This window comes from Micromonospora sp. WMMD956 (assembly GCF_029626125.1).
Taxonomy (GTDB): Bacteria; Actinomycetota; Actinomycetes; order Mycobacteriales; family Micromonosporaceae; genus Micromonospora; species Micromonospora carbonacea.
The window spans coordinates 2,547,680-2,565,746 of sequence record NZ_JARUBI010000005.1 but is presented as its reverse complement, the minus strand read 5'-3'; the positions used below and the strand labels follow the sequence as shown (position 1 = coordinate 2,565,746).

Here is an 18,067-nt window from a genome sequence, read left to right as displayed (position 1 = left end):
CCGGCGCGGCTCAGCCGGCGGCGACGAGATCGGTGCGGGGCGTGGCGGCGGGCTCGAACTCGGCCCACACGCTCTGCCCGAGGCCGTCCCGGTCGACGCCCCACCGGCTGGCCAGGCCCGCGACGATGTGCAGGCCACGGCCGTCGACCGCGTCGGGGCCGGCGACCCGGACCAGCGGCCCGGCGGCCGCCCCGCCATCGGTGACCCGGAGTTGGACGAACGGCCCGTCGGGGGTCCGGCGCAGCCGCCAGGCCACCCGCACCACCCCGCCGGGAAGCGCGTCGGCGTGCCGGACGGCGTTGCCGACCAGCTCGGCCAGGACCGCCACCAGGTCGGCCAGGAGCACCGGCGGCACGACGTCGGCCAGCTCGTCGGCGAGCCGGTGCCGGGCCAGGCGCGCGCCGGTCGGGTTGTGCGGCACCACCACGCACCACGACCGCTCGACCGGCTCTCCCGCCACCGCCGCCCTCTCTCGCCCCACGACGCCCCGGCCCGACCCGCCGACCGGGCTCACCCGCGGGGCAGCCGGACCTCTGCGACCGTACCGCCGCCCGACCTCGGCCGGAGCGACACCCAGCCATTCTGCTGTTCAACGATCCGGCGGACGAGATAGAGGCCGAGCCCGGCACCCGGGTATCCCCGGCGGTCGCCGGACTCGCCCTGCCAGAACCGGTCGAACGCCCGCTCGACGTGCTCCGGCCGGATGCCGATGCCCCGGTCGGCGACCCGGAACGAGACGGTCCGCTCGTTGCTCTCGGCGGTGATCTCGATCGGGGTGTCGGGCGGGGAGTACTTGTCGGCGTTGGTCCCCAGCTCGGTCAGCACCGTCGTCAGCGACTGCCGGGTGCCGAGCGCCCGGGGCAGGCCCCCGGGCACGTCGAGGACGACCCGGCGGCGCAGGTCGGTGGGCAGGTCGGCGACGGCGGCCCGGAGCGCCTCGCCCAGGTCGAAGGGGACGGACGGCTCGCCGGGCCGCCCCTCGGTGGCCGAGGTGAGCAGCCGGTCGACCAGCCGGGCCAGTTCGTTGGCGCGCTGCCCGATGACCCGGGCGGCCTGCCGCCGGTCGGTGTCGGTCAGGGAGTCCCAGTGCTCGGTGAGGGTGTCCGCGTACCCCTTGATGACGGTGACCGGCGTGCGCAGCTCGTGGCTGGTCACCGCGACGAAGAGGTCCCGGTCCTGGTCGCGGAGCTGCTGGTCGGTGATGTCCCGGAAGGTGACCACGCGCAGCGCCCCGGGGCCCGGCAGCTCGCCTGAGGTGATCTTGATCCAGCGGCCGTCGGGCAGCCGGTGGTCGAGGACCTGCCCGGACGGGGGGAGGGGGAACGGCAGCGCCCGGTTCAGCGACTCCGCGACCGTCCGGCCGGTCACCTGGGCGGCGGCCGGGTTCCAGAGCCGGACGCGCCCCTCCCGGTCGACCACGGCGAGCCCGTCGGCCAGCGCCGCGACCACCGGGCCGTCGCCGTGCACCGGCAGGCCGCTCTGGTCGCTGTACATGTGGGCGATGCAGGAGGCGATGTACGCCACCACCTCGTGCTGCCCGGCGGCCGTCGACGCGTCGTCGTCCGGATAGAACGCGTGCAGGCTGCCGACGGTCAGCCCGCCGATCTCGGCGCGGGCGGCCACCATCCGGCGCAGCCCCCGGTCGACCAGCTCGGCACCGATCGGGCCGGGGATGCGGTCCACCCGGATGTCGCGGACCCGCGGTCCGGAGAGCAGGCAGACGGTGGCCGGGTCGGTGGGCGACACGGGCCGGCCGACGGCCCACTCGGCGCCCCCGGTCGCGGCGATCACCCGGCCGCCGGTGGGCGCGAACTCCACGAAGGCGGTGCTGGCCGCCCCGATCGCCGGCTGGACCACCTGGAGCAGCTGGGCGAGGACGGGCAGTCCGACTTCACCAGAGTTGATCATCTCGATAACCCTGCCATGGCCGGTTATCAGGGCGGCGAGGTCGGTACGCTCCGGCATGTCCCGAGTGTGCCGCGCCGACCCGCTCCCCGGCACCCCCGCGCGGGCGGCCCCGGCATCCGCGCCGCCCGGCGAACCCGGCCTGACCAGCCAGCGGACCACGCCGCCCCGGCGGTTCACCGGCCCCGTCCGGTGTGGCGGCGGCCCCGGCGGACGACGCCGCCCGACCCGTTCACCGGCCCAGCCGGGCCAGCGCGTGCGCCGGCCGGTCGGTGATGATCCCGTCCACCCCAACGTCGAGCACCAGGTCCAGCTCGGCGGGCTCGTTGACGGTCCAGACGTACACCTGGTGGCCGGCGGACCGCAGCGCGGGAACCAGGCGCGGCCGGGCCCGGACCAGCTCGACCCCCGGCCCGGCGATGCGGGTGCCGAACGGCAGGCGGCCGAGCCGCAGCCAGCGCGGCAGCACCTCCAGCAGGAGCACCGTGGGCAGCCCGGGGGCGAGGTCGCGGACGCGCCGCACGGCCAGCGGCGAGAAGGACATCACCGTGACCTGGACGGGGGCGTCGGGGCGCGGTTCGGCCAGGCCGTAGCGGCGCAGCAGGGCCACCAGCCGGCGCTCCACGTGCCCGCCGTACCGCGAGGGGTGTTTCGTCTCGATCAGCAGCCGCACCGGGCGGCCGGCGGCCAGCACCGCGTCGAGCAGCCGCGCCAGGGTGAGCAGCCGGGTGCGCGACTCGTCCGGCAGCTCGTCGCCGTCGGAGGGCCCGCAGCCCGGGTGCCAGGAGCCGAAGTCCAGCGCCTCCAGCTCCGCCAGCGTGCGGACGCTGACCAGACCGGTGCCGTTGCTGGTGCGCTCCAGCCGCCGGTCGTGGACGCAGACCAGGTGCCCGTCGCGGGTCAGCCGGACGTCGCACTCCAGCCCGTCGACGCCCTCGTCGAGGGCCCGCAGGTAGGCGGCGAGGGTGTGCTCCGGCAGGTCCGCCGAGGAGCCGCGGTGCGCGAAGACCAGGGGATCACCCATGCCCGTCGCCCGTCGCTCTCAGATGACCTGGCCCGGCCCGCCGTCCCCGGTCACCACGGGTCGGCCGACGGCCGCCCACTGGCGCATGCCGCCGTCGGCGTTGCGCACCTGGTCCCAGCCGTTGTTCCGCAGGTAGGCCACCACCTGCGCCGAGCGCCCGCCGGAGCGGCAGATGACCGCCACGTCCCGGTCGGTGGGCACCTCGGCCATCCGGGCGGGCAGCTCCATCATCGGCAGGTGGTGGGCGCCGGGGGCGTGCCCGGCGGCCCACTCGTCGTCCTCGCGGACGTCGAGCAGGTAGGTGTCGTCGGCGATCTCGGTCACGGGCACGGTGGGAACCTGGGGTCCGAACACGGTCACCAAGCCTAGAGCCTCGCCCGGCGGCCCCGTCGGGGGTGTGCGAATCCGGGCGGGTCGGGACGAATGCGCAGGTCAGCGGCGGGCGGGCGCGGTGGGGTGGGTGCGGGGCTCAGAGGTGGGTCACCCAGCGCGGGTTGGCCTGCGCCCAGGCGGGCATGCGGGCGCCCCGGACCGCGTCGAAGAGGGCGTTCCCCCCGGCGTCGAGCACGACGTACGAGATGCCGTCGATGGTCTGCGGGTGGGAGGGCACCTGGATGCCCGTCAGCGCGTCCGGGGGGAGGTCCCGGAGGGTGAGCAGCAGGTCCTCCAGGGGCACCCCGTTGGTGTCGACGGTCAGCGACGCGCCGACCGCCCGGATGAGCCGGTCGAGCCGCACCGGGTCGCGGCGCAGGTTCGTCGCGCCGGCCCGGTCCAGCATCGCCCGCAGGAGCTGCTGCTGGTGGCGCTGCCGGTCGTAGTCGCCGCCGGGCAGGTCGTAGCGCTGCCGGACGTAGTCCAGCGCCCGCGCGCCGTCCATCTGCTGGCAGCCGGGGCTGAACAGGGTCCCCGTGTGGATCGAGCGGACCTCGGTGTCGACGCACATGCGCACCCCGCCGAGGAGGTCGATCACCTGCCGCAGCCCGGCGAAGTCGATCAGGGCGGCCCCGTCGAAGCGCAGCCCGGTGAGCCGGGTGAGGGTGGCCGAGAGGAGCTGGACGCCGGCCTCGCCGCCGCCGCCGTGCTCGTAGGCCGCGTTGAGCTTGTCGCTGCCGCCGCCGTAGCCGTTCGGGCCGGGCGGGACGGCGACCAGCAGGTCGCGGGGGAACGAGACCAGGTAGGCGCTCTTCGTGTCGGCCGGCACGTGCACCACCAGGATGGTGTCGGAGCGCTGGTCGTCGCCGGCCGCGCCGGGCCGCCGGTCCGAGCCGACGAGGAGGTAGTTGAGCGCCCCGTCCAGGTCCGTCCGGTCGCGCCGGGCGTCGGTGTCGAGCAGGTCCTCCCGCGTCACCGTGCGCTCGTAGCGGTGGCCGAGGGCCCGGAGCCCGACCATGGCGCCGGCGGCCAGCAGCGCCAGGGCGAGGCCGACCCCGAGCAGGATCCGGCTCCACCGGGGTACGCGTCGACGGGCCGGTCCCCGCCGCCCCCGTCCGGTTTCCCCCCACCTGGCCGTGACGCCCCCCGCCGCCGTACGTGAATGTTTCTCACGTCAGGCTACGGGGGGCGTCGGTTCGCCGGGCGGGTTTCCCCTGATCAGAGTGCTACTTGCGGGTCGACAGCACGTTCGGGTTGGCGTAGACGAACTCGGCCAGCTTGTCGTTCTTGACCGCCTGGAACATCTCCATGGTCTGCGGGCTCAGCGACTCCTTGGTCCCGCTGGCGTTCGCGTGGAAGGTGCCGCCGTTGGTCCGCAGCGTGGTCAGGTCGTTGCCGGTGACCCCGCGCATCGTGTAGATGAAGTCGATGATCGGCACCCCGCCGGTGTCCAGCACGAACGCCTTGCCGGCCGCCTTGATCAGCCCGTTGAGCTTCACCGGGTTGGTCAGCGTGCCGTTCTCGGTCGCCTTCTTCGCCATCGCCTTGATGAGCTGCTGCTGGTTCTGCTGGCGGTCGTAGTCGCTGTTCGGCAGGCCGTAGCGCTGCCGGGCGTAGTCGAGGGCGGCCCAGCCCTTCATGTCCCGGCAGCCCTTCTTGTGCACCACCGGGGTCATCGGCTTGCCGGTCTTCTTCGCGTCGGCGTTCCACATCGGCTTGCCGTCGACGTACGACATGTGGTGCGACTTGACCTCGTGGCTGACGCAGATCCGCACGGTGCCGAGGGCGTCGATGACGCCCTTGAAGCCGCCGAAGTTGATGATGGCCGCGCCGTCGAAGCTGATCCCCGTCATCCGCTTGATCGTCTGCGCCATGAGCTGCGCGCCGCCCTCCCAGCCGCCGCCGTTGCGGGCGCCCGCCTGGAAGGCCGCGTTGATCTTGTCGGTGCCGCCCCCGTAGCCGCTCTTCTTGAACGCCGGGATCTGCGCCTCGGTGTCCCGCGGAATGGAGATCAGGTACGCCTGGTCGTGCGAGGCGGGGATGTGCAGCACGATGATCGTGTCGGCGCGGACGTCGTCGGCGGCCCAGCGCTCGCGGGCGTCGACGCCCAGCAGCAGCATGTCGATCGGGCCGTCCAGGCTCGCCCCGCCCTCGGCGTCGGACTTGCCGGCGTCGCCGAGCAGGTTGCGCTGGGCGATGTTGCCGGTGGCCTGGCTGATGAACGCCTTGCTGCCGACGATGGCGATCCCGCTCGTCAGCATCAGGATCGCGCCGAAGACGACGGTGAGGCGGGCCCACAGGGGGTCCTTACGGCGCTTCTTCCGCTTGCGGGCGGGGACGTCGATGGGCGGTCGGCCGCCGCTGCGGGGCTGCGACGGGATGGCCGACGGAACCCGTGCGACCGCGCCGACGGGCTCCTGCGACGGAGGGCGACGGCTGGTATGAACCGGCATGCGTGCTCCAGCTCGCGTGATCGGGGGGCGGGACCACTGTACGTACCGCTTCCCGTCAAGGCGAGTTCGTCCGCCGGCTATTCGCAGTTATCTTCGTAGTTGCCTGCGGAATTCACCCGAACGGTCAATGGAGTGCGGCCGGTCGGCGGTAAGGCCCCCGGTGGAACGGGGTCCGACCGCCGACCGGCGCTGACGTGTGTCGAAGTAACGACCATCCGGGATCCGTCTCCGTTACCGGAAACCCGTCACCCCGAGCTGCCCTCCGGCGGGTTGGCCTTCACCCAGTCGGCCATCTTGTCCGCCGTCATCGCCTGGTACATGGCCAACGCCTTCTCCCGGTCCGAGACCACCACCGACTCGCCGTTGATCGTGTCGCTGCCCGAGTTCGGACTGGTGACGAAGATCAGGTTCTCCCCACGCAGGCTGCGGAACTGCAGCGCCATGTCGACCAGCGAGAAGCCCTGGTCCACGGTCACCGCGTCCGTCACCGACTGGAGGAACGCGTTGAGCTTCTTCGGGTTGGTCAGGGTGCCCGTGCTGGCCGCCTTGTCCATCAGGGCCTTGAGGAACTCCTGCTGGTGGCGCATGCGGGCGAAGTCGCCGTCGGGGAACTGCTTGCGCTGCCGGATCCAGTCCAGCGCCTCCGCGCCGTTCATGTGCATGGTGCCCTTGGTGAACTTGCGGAACGGCTTGTGGATCGAGGTGATCGACCGCTCCACCTTCAGGTCCACCCCGCCGAGCGCGTCGGTGACCTGCTTGAACCCGGCGAAGTCGATCGCCATCACGTTGTCGATGCGGACGTCGGTGAAGCACTCCACCGTCTTCACGGCCAGCGGCAGGCCGCCGAACGCGAACGCGGCGTTGATCTTCGCCCGCTGCCCCGAGCCGCAGTCGGCCTGGGCGTTCTCCGGGATCGGCACGTAGAGGTCGCGGGGGATGGAGACCAGGTAGGCGGACTTGTGGTCGGCCGGGATGTGCATGACGATGATCGTGTCGGCCCGCCACTGGCTCTGCTGGTCCACCGGTGCGTCCGGGTCCCGCGAGTCGCTCCCGACCAGCAGGATGTTCAGCGCCCCGTCGACCGCCTTCGGCGGCCGGCCGCCGGTCAGCTCCGAGAACGGGTCGGTGCGGGCCAGGTCCTGATTGAGGTTGCGGGTGTAGAGCCACGCGCCGACGCCGCCGAGCAGCGCGAGGACGAGCACCGCCACGCCGGCCACCAGGCCGATCCGGCCCCACCTCGGGCGCGGCCCGCGCCCGCCGGACCGCCGGGGGGCGCCGGGGCCGCCGGGTCCACCCGGGCCGTCCGACCCGCCGAAGCCGCCGCTGCGGGGCCGGTCGTCGTGGGTGGGATACCACTGGGCCCCGGGCACGCTGGCGCGCCCCGAGCCGCCCTGGCCGGGGCCGGGCACCGGGGCACGCCCCGCGCTGCGACGCAGGGGCGGGACCGGAACGCCGGCGGAAGCGGTCGCTGACATGTACCCGAGGGTACGTAGCCCGGTCGAGTGCCGCCCTCAATCGCAGGCCGGCCGGCGGGCCGCGTCGCGCGGACCGGCTACCCTAGCCGCTCGCGGAAGTGCTCGATCGTGCGGCGGAGGCCGTCTTCGGGCGCCACCGCCGGCTCGTATCCGAGCAGTTCACGGGCGAGGGTCAGGTCGGGGCGGCGCATCTCCGGGTCGTCTGCCGCCCGGGTGACGTACGTCACCTCGGACGTGCTGCCGGAGAGTGACACGATCAACTCGGCCAGTTGCCGCATGGTCAGCTCGTGCTCGGTGCCGCAGTTGACCGGGCCGGTCTCCGTCGAGTCGAGCAGCAGCAGGATGCCGCGCACCAGGTCCTCGACGTAGCAGATCGACCGGGTCTGGTTGCCGGTGCCGTGCACGGTGATCGGCTCGCCGCGCAGCGCCTGCGAGATGAACGTCGGGATCGCCCGGCCGTCGTCCGGCCGCATCCGCGGGCCGTACGTGTTGAAGATCCGCACGATCGCGGCGTCCAGCCCCCGGTACCGGTGGTAGGCCATCGTGGCCGCCTCGGAGAACCGCTTCGCCTCGTCGTAGACGCTGCGTACGCCGATCGGGTTGACGTTGCCCCAGTAGGTCTCGCGCTGCGGGTGCTCCTTCGGGTCCCCGTACGCCTCGGAGGTGGAGGCCATCAGGAACCGGGCGCCGTCGGCGACCGCGCGGTCCAGCAGGTGCAGGGTCGCCACCGACCCGACCCGGAGGATCTCCACCGGCAGGGTGGCGAAGTCGGTGGGGCTGGCCGGGGACGCCATGTGCATGATCGCGTCGAACCGCTCGGCCAGCGCCGGGTGGTGGGTCGGCAGCCCGTCGGAGATGTCCGCCTCGACCAGCGTGAAGTTCGGCTTGTCGTGCAGGTGGGCCACGTTGTCCTTGGAGCCGGTGACGAAGTTGTCCAGCGCCACCACCGTGCAGCCACGGGCGACGAGTGTGTCGACCAGGTGCGACGGCACGAAGCCGGCGCCGCCGGTGACGAGGACGCGGTGACCGGGACCGAAGCGCGGGGCAACCTTCATACCGACCAGCCTATACAGGTACGAGAGGGAAGGAAGGGCCCCCTGTTAACGCGAAACGTTGTACAGGGGGCCCCTTTTAACCAGCTCGGCCGGTGCGGGGCCGAGCGGGATCGGTACGCACCCGGGCCGGTGCGTACCGGCCTCAGTGCGCGCCCGCGCCGGTGAGGGAACGCACCTCCAGCTCGGCGTACTTGTCCTCGTCGCTCTCCTTGGAGATCATCGTGCCGATCCACCCGCACAGGAAGCCGAACGGGATGGAGAGGATGCCCGGGTTGGACAGCGGGAACCAGTGCCAGTCGTGGTCCGGGAACATCGACGTCGGCGCCCCGGAGACCACCGGCGAGAAGAACACCAGCAGCACGGCGGCGAGCAGGCCGCCGTAGATCGCCCAGACCGCGCCGGAGGTGTTGAACCGCTTCCAGAACAGGCTGTAGAGGATCGCCGGCAGGTTGCCCGAGGCGGCCACCGCGAACGCGAGCGCCACCAGGAAGGCCACGTTCAGGCTCTGCGCGTAGATCGACAGGGCGATCGAGACCGCGCCGATGACCAGCGCCGAGACCCGGGCCACCCGGACCTCCTGGCGTTCCGACGCCTGCCCGTTCTTGATGACGTTGGCGTAGAAGTCGTGCGCCAGGCTGGACGACGAGGCCAGGGTGAGCCCGGCGACCACGGCCAGGATGGTGGCGAAGGCCACCGCCGCGATGATCGCCAGCATGGTCGCGCCGCCGAGGTCGCCGCCGAGGAAGTCGAGGCCCAGCCTCTCGGCGAGCTGCGGCGCGGCGGTGTTGCCGGCCTTGTCCTGGGCGGTGATCGCCGGGCCGCCCACCAGCGCCGCCGCGCCGAAGCCGAGGGCCAGGGTGAGCAGGTAGAACGAGCCGATGATGCCGATCGCCCAGAGCACGCTCTTGCGGGCCGCCTTGGCGGTCGGCACGGTGTAGAAGCGGATCAGGATGTGCGGCAGGCCCGCCGTGCCGAGCACCAGCGCGATGCCGAGCGAGAGCAGGTCGACCTTGTTGTAGAAGGTCTGCGTCGCGTTGCCGGCCACCTCGACGCCGTAGCGCAGGCCGGGTTCGAGGAAGGCGCTGCCCTTGCCCGAGCGGGCGGCGGCGTCGCCGAGCAGCGACGACAGGTTGAACTTGTACTTCGCCAGGACCAGCAGGGTCATCACCAGCGCGCCGGTCATCAGCAGGAACGCCTTGACGATCTGGACGTACGTGGTGCCCTTCATGCCGCCCACGGTGACGTAGATGATCATCAGGGCGCCGACCATGATGATCGTGGCGACCTTCGCGGTGTCGGCGTCCATGCCGAGGAACGTGGTGCCCGGCTTGATGCCCAGCAGCAGCGCCACCAGCGCGCCCGCGCCGACCATCTGGGCCAGCAGATAGAAGATCGACACGGTGATGGTGGAGACCGCCGCCGCCGTGCGCACCGGCCGCTGGCGCATCCGGAACGCCAGCACGTCCGCCATCGTGTACCGGCCCGAGTTGCGCAGCAGCTCGGCGACGAGCAGCAGCGCCACCAGCCAGGCGACCAGGAAGCCGATCGAGTAGAGGAAGCCGTCGTAGCCGTAGAGGGCGATGATGCCGGCGATGCCGAGGAAGGACGCGGCCGACATGTAGTCGCCGCCGATCGCCATGCCGTTCTGGAAGCCGGAGAAGGACCGGCCGCCCGCGTAGAAGTCGGTGGCGGTCTTGGTCTGCCGGCTGGCCCAGATGGTGATGGCCAGGGTCACCGCCACGAACACCAGGAACAGCGTGATGGTCAGGTTGCGGGCGGTGCCGCTGCCCGCCTCAGCCGCGAGGACCGTCTCCATGGGTCACCTCCCCCATCTCGGCGCGGATGCGGTCGGCGATCGGGTCGATCTTCCGGTCGGCGAACCGGGAGTAGAGCCAGGCGATCAGGAACGTCGAGACGAACTGGAGCAGGCCGAAGATCAGGGCGATGTTGATGTTGCTGCCGAACAGCCGCGTGCCCATGAAGTCCCGCGCGTACGCGGAGAGGATCACGTAGAGCGCGTACCAGAGGAAGAACGCGACGGTCATCGGGAAGATGAAGCCGCGCAGAGCGCGACGCAACCCGGCGAACTCGTCCGATCGCTGTACGGCGAGGTACCGGTCCGCCGTGGACGCGGCCGGGGCCGGCGTCTCCGGCTCGGTCGGTGCGTCCGGCGGGGGTGTGTCCGTGGACATCTGTGGATCACCACCTTCACAGGCGTGGGGGTTTCGCGCACGGTAGGAACCGCACGCCCCGCCCGGGAAGACGTGGATCGACGGCGGTCACCACCTGCGCCGAGCGGTCGCCTGCCTGCGCCGAGTGACTCAGGTCACTCCGGTGACCGGTAGCTGCTGGTCAGCTCAACTCGTGGTAGCGACCCCGGTAGTGCAGCAGCGGGTCGCCCTCCCGCGGCAGGTCGATGCGCTCGATGGTGGCCTCGACGAGCAGCGCCCAGCCGTACTCGCGGGCGGTGTCGAGCCGGCACCCCGCCCAGCCGGCGGCGTCGGCGGGCACCGGGCCGTACTCGGTCTCGGTCCAGGTGTCGGTGGCGAAGAGGCCGCCCGGCGACGGGAACAGGCCGGCGAACCGGTCGGCGAGCTGCCGGTGCGGCGGGCCCAGCGGCGCGACGGCGAACCGCCCCGTCGCCTCGACCGCCGCCCACAGGTCCGACTCCGCGTCGATCAGGCCCAGCAGCCGGTCCGGCTCCCCCTCGGCGACCAGCGTGGACGACACGGTCAGGCCGGCGGGGCCCGGCGCGGTCCACAGCGTCACCGGCGCGGCGAGTCGGCCCCGCAGCCGCCGGGCCGGGGACCGCTGTCCCGCCGGTACGGCGAACGGGTCGACGTGGTGGATCTCGGCGCCCGGCTCTGGATTCACGTGAAACATTGTGACCCCACCCGGCCCCCGCCAACCGCCGGTCGGGCCCTTCCGCCGGGGCCTGCGCTCACGCCCGCCCGCGGCCGGACCGCGACGGTCGCAGCCCTCCCGCTCTCTCCGGCACCGCGACCCCCGTGTATCCCCTTTGCTCTGCACCCGGATACGCATCGCTCACCAAGCGTGAGCCGTCCCTGCAGTCCCGCTTTCGTCGGCCCCCGAACTCTCGCAGCTCACGAGGGTGTTGCGCGGGTGGGTGCAGAGCAAAGGGAGGCGCAGGCGTGGAGGGTCGGGAAGGGATGACCACGGAGAGCGACGGAACGCGGTGGCCCGTCGGCGCGGCGCACGGGGCCCTGCGGTCACTCGTCGGAGCGCAGGGTGCGGCGGGCGGCGGCCAGCACCTCCGGGTCGGTGCAGCCGGCGGCGTACCCGGTGATCCGGCGACGGATGTCCCGGCCGAGCAGCCACCTGCCGACCCGGTGCGCGACGGGGCGCAGGAACGCCGGCCGGCAGCGGAAGTGGTACCGCCAGGTGGCGACCGACGTGCCGGGATCCGGGCCGGGGGCGAACCGCCACCCGCCCGCGAACATCTCGAAGAACCACGGGCCCCGGACCATCTTCATCCCGACGTGGCTCGGCGGGGCGAAGGAGACGTACTCGCTGACCATCGTCAGGCCGTGCCGGGAACGGGTGAAGGTGCGCACGCCCTTGCCCGGGCGCGTGGCCCCGTCGGTGAAGTGCTGCTCGCGGACGAACGGGTCCCAGCGGTAGCGCACCGGCGCGACGGTCTGCGACACCGCGAAGGCCAGCTCGGGCGGCACCGGGACGGTGATCACCGACTCGACGACAGGCATCGCCCCATTGTGCCGCCCGCCGACCAGGCCGGCCCCGCGCCGGCACGCCCCGCCCCGGCCCGGGCGAGGCCGGCGCAGGCCCGGGCCGGCGCAGGCGCGGGCCGGTGCGGGTGCGGGGGGCTCCTATCGTGCCGGGCATGAGTCCCGTGACGCCGCAGCAGCTCGCCCAGGCCCGCGTCGTGGCCGCCGACGCCGTGCTCCGCAACGAGGTGGACTTCCGGGGTTATCCCCACCGGCACCTCGCCGTCGCCGCCCGTCCGCGACTCAGCACCAGCGGCGTCACCCAGCTCCTGGAGGCCGTCGAATACCTCAGCCACTACGGGTGGGAACTGGTCAACGTCAGCTCCTCCAGCAACAGCGCGCTGTTCTACGCGTTCCTGCGCCGCCGCTGAACCGGGCTCAGCGGCGCGGGGTCACGGCCGTCAGCAGTTCGGAGGCCCGCCGGTCCAGCACGTCACCGGCCAGGTACGCGCCCAGCAGCGCCGCGCCCAGCCCGTACGCCAGCCCCACCGGCGGGGCCAGCCAGAGCCAGGCGTCGCCGAGCAGCGCCGCGGCGACCACCATCGGGACGCTCGCCACCGCCGTGCCGAGCATCGACAGCAGGGTGAGGAAGCTCTTCGCGACGCCCGCCCCGCTGTTCATCGCGAACGGGTTGCTCGTCTCCGGCAGCGAGTACGCCCCCAGCACCGAGACGAACGCGCTGATCGCCAGCCCCGCCCCGTAGGTGGCGAGGAGGCTGCCCGCCATCACGCCCAGCCACGCCGGCCGACCCAGCAGCACCCCCAGGACCACCGTGACGACGGCGAGCATCGGCAGGACGTACACCGAGAAGGCGGCCATCCGGGCCCGCAGCTCCAGCCGGCCGGGAACGCCCGCGACCACGTTCGCCGCGTACGCGCTGCCGTCGAAGCCGAACTGGTTGGCCAGGGTCACCGAGGCGAGCAGGCCGACGAACACCATCGAGATGCTGACCAGCACGGGGGACGAGTCGGGGGTGGCGAACTCCACGCCCTCCCCGGTGGAGAAGCTCGCCCCGCCGAAGTTGACCATCACCGGCACGAAGATGCCGACCACGGCGATCGTGATCAGGTTGGCCCGCCGGCGGGCGTCCCGCCACCAGTAGCGGCACTCCCGGGCCACCAGCGCGCCGAACCGGTCCCGGCGCGCCCAGCCGACCGCCCACGGAAAGAGCTGCCCGACCGCACCGGCTCCGGCCCCCGCCGGACCGTCGCCGGTCTTCGCCGCGCCGCCGCGCGCCCCGGTCCGGCCGCCGCTGGCCGTGCCGACCATCGCCGACTCCAGCGACCGGGACCACCACCACAGCAGCGCGCCGATCGTCAGCGCGGTGATCAGCAGCTTCACCGGCACGGCCCAGGCCCGTCCCTCGGCCACGTCGACGCCGACCGTCCACGGCGCGCCGAACGGGGTCCAACCGACGATCCGGGCCACCCCGGCCAGCCGGTCCCAGTCGGCCTGCTGCACGGCGGCGAGCACCACGATCTGCAACGGGCCGAGCAGCGCGGCGAGCACCGCCAGCAGCACGGCCGCCAGGTCGCGTACCCGACGGGACCGCAACATCGTCGCGAACGCGCTGGTCATCGCCCGGCTGGCGGCGACGCAGAGCAGCAGCCCGGCGACCACCCCGACGGCCGCGACGAGCGCCGCGACCGCGCCGCCGAGCAGGCCGGAGGTGAGCACCAGCCCGCCGGCCGCGATCAGCGCCGCCGCGGCCGGGACGCTGACCAGCGCGGCGGCGAACAGCCCGGTGACCAGGGTGCGCCGGGACAGCGGCAGCAGGGCGAACCGGGCCGGGTCGAGCGTCTCGTCCACCCCGAAGAAGACCAGCGGCAGCAGCAGCCAGCCGAGCACCAGCAGGCCGCCGCCGAACGCGGCGGCCATCATCGCGTACGTCGGCTCGTCGGCCAGCCCCGGCGCGGCCAGCAGGAAGAAGCCGGTGGTGGCGAACCAGAGCCCGGCGACCACCCCGCCCACGAACATGGCGATCCGCCAGCCCTGGCCCCGGAAGTTGTTGCCCATCACCCGCAGCTTCAGCCGGACGAAGTGCCGGGCGGAGACGGGCCGGGCCCACCCGGCCGGCTGACCCGCCGGCCCGGTCACCGCCATGGCCGGGCCCGCCTCCCGCTGCTGCGGACCGGTCACCGGGACAGCCACGCCAGCTCCTCGCCGGTCGCCGTGCGCCCGCCGACCACCTCGACGAACACGTCCTCCAGCGAGCGGTCGCCGCGCACCTCGTCGAGCGTGCCGACCCGCTTGATCGTCCCCTCGGCGAGGATCGCCACGTGCGAGCAGAGCCGCTCGACGACCTCCATGACGTGACTGGAGAAGATGACCGTCCCGCCGCCGACGACGTACCGGTGCAGGATGTCCCGGATCAGGGCCGCCGACACGGGGTCGACCGCCTCGAACGGCTCGTCGAGCACCAGCAGCCGGGGCCCGTGCAGCAGCGCGCAGGCCAGGCCGATCTTCTTCTTCATGCCGGCCGAGTAGTCCACGACCAGCGTCCGGCCGGCGTCGCCGAGGGCGAGCACGTCGAGCAGTTCCGCCGCGCGCTGGTCGACCACCGCCGGGTCCATGCCGCGCAACAGACCGTGGTACGCCAGCAACTCCGCCCCGCTGAGCCGGTCGAACAGGCGCACCCCGTCGGGCATCACGCCGAGGAGCTGCTTCGCCCGGACCGGGTCGGCCCACACGTCGTGCCCGAGCACCCAGGCGCCCCCCGCGTCGGGGCGCAGCAGCCCGACCGCCATGGACAGGGTGGTGGTCTTGCCGGCCCCGTTCGGGCCGAGCAGCCCGTAGAACGAGCCGGCTGGCACGTCGAGGTCGACACCGGCCACCGCCACCTTGCCGTCGAACCGCTTGGCGAGGCCACGCAGCGCGAGCGCGGGGTGCTGATCAGTCATGTACCGACCGTATCCGGCGCCGGCCAGCGGCCGCTCCCGCCCAGGGACGACCTGCGCCTCCTCCCCGGGCAGGAGGCGGCCGGGCCTCCGCCGCCCGGGGTGCGCGCGCCGTCGCGCTCAGTGGGCGAAGCGGCCGTACCGGCCGCCGAGGAACAGCAGGGGCTGCCCGTCCGGCTGGCCGTGCAGGTGGTGCACCCGCAGCACCACGATGACGTGGTCGCCGGCGTCGTGTTCGGCCTCCACCGCGCCCTCCACCCAGGCCACCACGCCGGCCAGCACCGGAGCGCCGCCGGGGGACAGCTCCCAGTCGAGGCCCTGGAACCGGTCGACCCGGGGGGCGGCCATGCGTTCGCAGACGGCCCGCTGCTCGACGCCGAGGATGTTCACGCAGAGCCGGTCGGCGGTGCGCATGACCGGCCAGCTCCCGCTGTCCCGGCTGACGCAGAAGGAGACCAGCGGCGGGCGCAACGAGACGGACGCGAACGAGTTCACGGTGAGGCCGACCGGCCGGCGGGACGCGGGGTCGAGGGCCGTCACCGTCGTGACACCGGTGGCGAAATGCCCCAGTACGTAGCGGAAGTGGGCTGTATCGATCGTTGACGTGGATGGGTTCACGAGCCTGTCCTCCCGTTCCGGTCGCCGCCGGCCCGCGCGATCACCTGAGGCGGGCACGGGGAGATCGACCCGTTGGCCGACGTGAATGTGACACGTCAGCGCAAGGCCGGGTTTGGCCAGCATTAATGCAGGTGGCGCGACGAACCATTCGAGGATGGTCCGGAATTGCCGGTGTCGGGGTGCGCTCCACGATTGAAGTGTCCGCGATGATAACGGACTCCGGCCAGTCCCGAAGGCCGGTTACCCTCCGTAATGTGGCTCGGCGGCGTGTTCCGAGGTGCCCGGGCGGGGCGGTGGCGGTGGCGGGAAATTGCTGGTCATAGCTGTTCTGAGGTGGCGTTGTGGCGCGGCGGGCCGGCGGTCGGAACGATGCGTAGCGGCTTCAGCTATTCACGTTGGGTCACCGGATCCGGTGCGATTCGGTCCATTTTCACCCCGGGCGGCCCGCTCGCGCCGGGCGAGCTGCTGTGAGGTGGATCACTATTGCCCTCCGTGGCATCTTGGTAACGTGACGCGGGACTGCCGCGGGAAGCCATTGTCATCCATGATGTTCCCGCTCGTTGTCGCTAGCGCATTCAGGGGGGAATGTGTTGCCAGCAGATTGTTCGCGGTCGGTTCCGTCACTCGTGGAGCGCTGGGTCCAGAGTCGACCGGACAGCCCGGCCATTATCGATCCGACCTGCGAAGAAGCGACGAGCTACGCGCAATTGTGGCGGTCCTCCGGCGCGCTGGCCGCGTACCTGCGCCGGCTGGGCGTCGGCCGGGGCGAGGTGGTGGCCCTTTCCCTGCCACGCGGCCGGTCGCTGATCGTGGCGATGCTCGCGGTGGCGCGTGCCGGCGCGGCGTACCTGCCGGTCGACCCGGCGGCACCGGTGGACCGGGTGCGCCGGACGCTGGACACCGCAGGCGTCTCCGTGGTGATCGCCGACCGGGACGAGCCGTGGCTCGGCACCGCCCGGCGCGTCGACCCGGCCGTGGCCGGCGACCCGACCGCGTCCGGCCCGGACCCGATCGGCCCGGCCGCACCCGGCGCCGACCCGGACCCGGTGGTCGACGCGGACGATCCGGTCTACGTGATGTTCACGTCCGGCTCGACCGGCGAGCCGAAGGGGGTCGTGGTCCCGCACCGGGCGGTGGCCCGACTGGTGGTCGAGCCGCTGTTCTGCACCGTCGCGCCCGGCGACCGCGTCGCCCACACCTCGAATCCGGCGTTCGACGCCAGCACCTTCGAGGTCTGGGGCGCGCTCGCCGCCGGTGGCTGCGTGGTGCCCCTGCCCGCGGTGACCGACCTGCCCCTCGACGAGTGGACGGCGCACCTGGCCGGCCTGTCGATCGACGTGCTGTTCCTGACCACCTCGTTGTTCCACATGATCGCCCGGGAACGGCCGGCCGCGCTGCGGACCGTCGGCACCGTCCTCGTCGGCGGCGAGCAGCTCGACCTGTCCGCCGCGCGCCGGGTGCTCGCCGGCTCGCCGCCCGCGCGGCTGGTCAACGGGTACGGCCCGACCGAGACCACCACCTTCGCCGCGTACCACGACTGCACCCTGGAGAGCCTGGCGGGCCGGGAACGGGTGCCGGTGGGCCGCCCCCTCCAGCGCACCAGCCTGTACGTGCTCGGCCCGGACCTCGCCGAGGTCCCCGCGGGCGAGGTCGGCGAGCTGTGCATCGGGGGGCCCGGCGTCGCCCTGGGCTACCTGGGCCGTCCCGACCTGACCGCCGAGCGGTTCGTCACCCGGCCGGGCGACGACGGGCGGCTCTACCGCTCCGGCGACCTGGCCCGCCGGCTTCCCGACGGTCTCGTCGAGGTGCTGGGCCGGCGGGACCGGCAGGTGAAGGTGCGGGGCTTCCGCATCGAGCTGGACGAGATCGAGCTGGCGATCACCGCCACCGGCCTGGCCGACGCGGCGTTCGCCGAGAAGCTCGGCGACGGGCCGCAGGCGCTGCTCGCCGTCGCCGTCGTGCCGGCGGCCGGGCGGTGGGACCGCACCGAGCTGGCCCGCCGGCTGGCGGAGCGGGTCCCCGACTACATGGTGCCGTCGCGGTGGGTGCCGCTCGACCGGCCGCCGACCGGGCCGACCGGCAAGGTCGACCGGGCCGCGATCGCCCGGCTGCTGGCGGAGTCCGGCCCGGAGGCCGCAGCCCCCGACCCGGCCGCGCCGGGGGCCGACACCGACACCGCCGCCACCACCGGTGCCGGCGCGGCCGCCGTGGCCGGCACCGCCGACGGCGGCGTTGAGGCCGATCCGGTGACCGCCGCTCTCCGGGGGATCTGGCGGGACGTGGTCGGCAGCGAGCCCACCGCGACCCGCAACTTCCTGGAGATGGGCGGCAACTCGATCATGGCCGTCCAGCTCGCCGGGCGGGTCCAGGACCGCCTCGGCGTCCGGTCCGAGCCGCACGACGTGCTGCTGGCCGAGTCGTTCGCCCACCTGGCCGACCAGATCAGGGTCGCGCTCGACCGCACGCACTGAGCGACTACACGCACTGATCGACCGCACGCACTGAGCGACCGTCCGGAGCAC

Annotated in this window: 17 protein-coding genes; 2 read left to right on the top strand and 15 right to left on the bottom strand. The window is 73.2% G+C overall.

Annotated features, from left to right (window positions below; all coding sequences use genetic code 11):
* Positions 1 to 10 precede the first annotated feature (10 nt).
* The 12 genes from O7628_RS11820 to O7628_RS11765 all read right to left on the bottom strand — a co-directional run bounded on the left by O7628_RS11820 (position 11) and on the right by O7628_RS11765 (position 12,009).
* On the bottom strand, positions 11 to 427 hold the full coding sequence (locus O7628_RS11820; RefSeq protein WP_278136289.1) for an ATP-binding protein: 417 nt from the start codon (positions 425 to 427) through the stop codon (positions 11 to 13).
* A gap of 83 nt (positions 428 to 510) precedes the next feature.
* Positions 511 to 1,965: a PAS domain-containing sensor histidine kinase gene (locus O7628_RS11815; RefSeq protein WP_278130342.1), complete on the bottom strand. Its 1,455-nt coding sequence runs from the start codon at positions 1,963 to 1,965 to the stop codon at positions 511 to 513.
* Between the two features lie 172 nt (positions 1,966 to 2,137).
* On the bottom strand, positions 2,138 to 2,929 hold the full coding sequence (locus O7628_RS11810; RefSeq protein ID WP_074478111.1) for a glycerophosphodiester phosphodiesterase family protein: 792 nt from the start codon (positions 2,927 to 2,929) through the stop codon (positions 2,138 to 2,140).
* 18 nt (positions 2,930 to 2,947) lie between these two features.
* Positions 2,948 to 3,283: a rhodanese-like domain-containing protein gene (locus O7628_RS11805; protein ID WP_074478287.1), complete on the bottom strand. Its 336-nt coding sequence runs from the start codon at positions 3,281 to 3,283 to the stop codon at positions 2,948 to 2,950.
* A gap of 115 nt (positions 3,284 to 3,398) precedes the next feature.
* On the bottom strand, positions 3,399 to 4,319 hold the full coding sequence (locus tag O7628_RS11800) for an LCP family protein (RefSeq protein ID WP_278130338.1): 921 nt from the start codon (positions 4,317 to 4,319) through the stop codon (positions 3,399 to 3,401).
* Between the two features lie 208 nt (positions 4,320 to 4,527).
* Positions 4,528 to 5,754, bottom strand: coding sequence for an LCP family protein (locus O7628_RS11795; protein WP_278130336.1), 1,227 nt, complete (start codon positions 5,752 to 5,754; stop codon positions 4,528 to 4,530).
* Positions 5,755 to 5,999: 245 nt separating this feature from the next.
* Positions 6,000 to 7,229 (bottom strand): LCP family protein, encoded by a 1,230-nt coding sequence (locus O7628_RS11790; RefSeq protein WP_278130334.1) that lies wholly within the window; start codon positions 7,227 to 7,229, stop codon positions 6,000 to 6,002.
* A gap of 77 nt (positions 7,230 to 7,306) precedes the next feature.
* Positions 7,307 to 8,284: an NAD-dependent epimerase/dehydratase family protein gene (locus tag O7628_RS11785; RefSeq protein ID WP_077935279.1), complete on the bottom strand. Its 978-nt coding sequence runs from the start codon at positions 8,282 to 8,284 to the stop codon at positions 7,307 to 7,309.
* A gap of 142 nt (positions 8,285 to 8,426) precedes the next feature.
* Positions 8,427 to 10,100 (bottom strand): cation acetate symporter, encoded by a 1,674-nt coding sequence (locus O7628_RS11780; RefSeq protein WP_074478101.1) that lies wholly within the window; start codon positions 10,098 to 10,100, stop codon positions 8,427 to 8,429.
* The gene (locus O7628_RS11775) at positions 10,078 to 10,476 is read right to left on the bottom strand and encodes a DUF485 domain-containing protein (RefSeq protein ID WP_278130330.1); all 399 of its coding nucleotides are present in this window, start codon (positions 10,474 to 10,476) and stop codon (positions 10,078 to 10,080) included. Before O7628_RS11775 ends, O7628_RS11780 begins: the two co-directional genes overlap by 23 nt.
* A 160-nt stretch (positions 10,477 to 10,636) precedes the next feature.
* On the bottom strand, positions 10,637 to 11,167 hold the full coding sequence (locus tag O7628_RS11770; RefSeq protein WP_278130329.1) for a flavin reductase family protein: 531 nt from the start codon (positions 11,165 to 11,167) through the stop codon (positions 10,637 to 10,639).
* 347 nt (positions 11,168 to 11,514) lie between these two features.
* Positions 11,515 to 12,009 (bottom strand): SRPBCC family protein, encoded by a 495-nt coding sequence (locus O7628_RS11765; protein ID WP_178066922.1) that lies wholly within the window; start codon positions 12,007 to 12,009, stop codon positions 11,515 to 11,517.
* A gap of 137 nt (positions 12,010 to 12,146) precedes the next feature.
* Here O7628_RS11765 and O7628_RS11760 point away from each other — a divergent pair, with 137 nt between their 5' ends.
* Positions 12,147 to 12,401 (top strand): hypothetical protein, encoded by a 255-nt coding sequence (locus O7628_RS11760; RefSeq protein ID WP_278130327.1) that lies wholly within the window; start codon positions 12,147 to 12,149, stop codon positions 12,399 to 12,401.
* 7 nt (positions 12,402 to 12,408) lie between these two features.
* On the opposite strand, the gene O7628_RS11755 is transcribed toward O7628_RS11760, so the two are convergent.
* The 3 genes from O7628_RS11755 to O7628_RS11745 all read right to left on the bottom strand — a co-directional run bounded on the left by O7628_RS11755 (position 12,409) and on the right by O7628_RS11745 (position 15,545).
* Positions 12,409 to 14,133, bottom strand: coding sequence for an ABC transporter permease (locus tag O7628_RS11755; protein ID WP_278136288.1), 1,725 nt, complete (start codon positions 14,131 to 14,133; stop codon positions 12,409 to 12,411).
* A gap of 32 nt (positions 14,134 to 14,165) precedes the next feature.
* Positions 14,166 to 14,930, bottom strand: coding sequence for an ABC transporter ATP-binding protein (locus O7628_RS11750; protein WP_278130325.1), 765 nt, complete (start codon positions 14,928 to 14,930; stop codon positions 14,166 to 14,168).
* A gap of 117 nt (positions 14,931 to 15,047) precedes the next feature.
* The gene (locus O7628_RS11745; RefSeq protein ID WP_278130323.1) at positions 15,048 to 15,545 is read right to left on the bottom strand and encodes a flavin reductase family protein; all 498 of its coding nucleotides are present in this window, start codon (positions 15,543 to 15,545) and stop codon (positions 15,048 to 15,050) included.
* A gap of 587 nt (positions 15,546 to 16,132) precedes the next feature.
* Between O7628_RS11745 and O7628_RS11740 the strand changes: the two genes are divergently transcribed.
* Positions 16,133 to 18,016, top strand: coding sequence for a non-ribosomal peptide synthetase (locus tag O7628_RS11740; protein WP_347405156.1), 1,884 nt, complete (start codon positions 16,133 to 16,135; stop codon positions 18,014 to 18,016).
* Positions 18,017 to 18,067 lie beyond the last annotated feature (51 nt).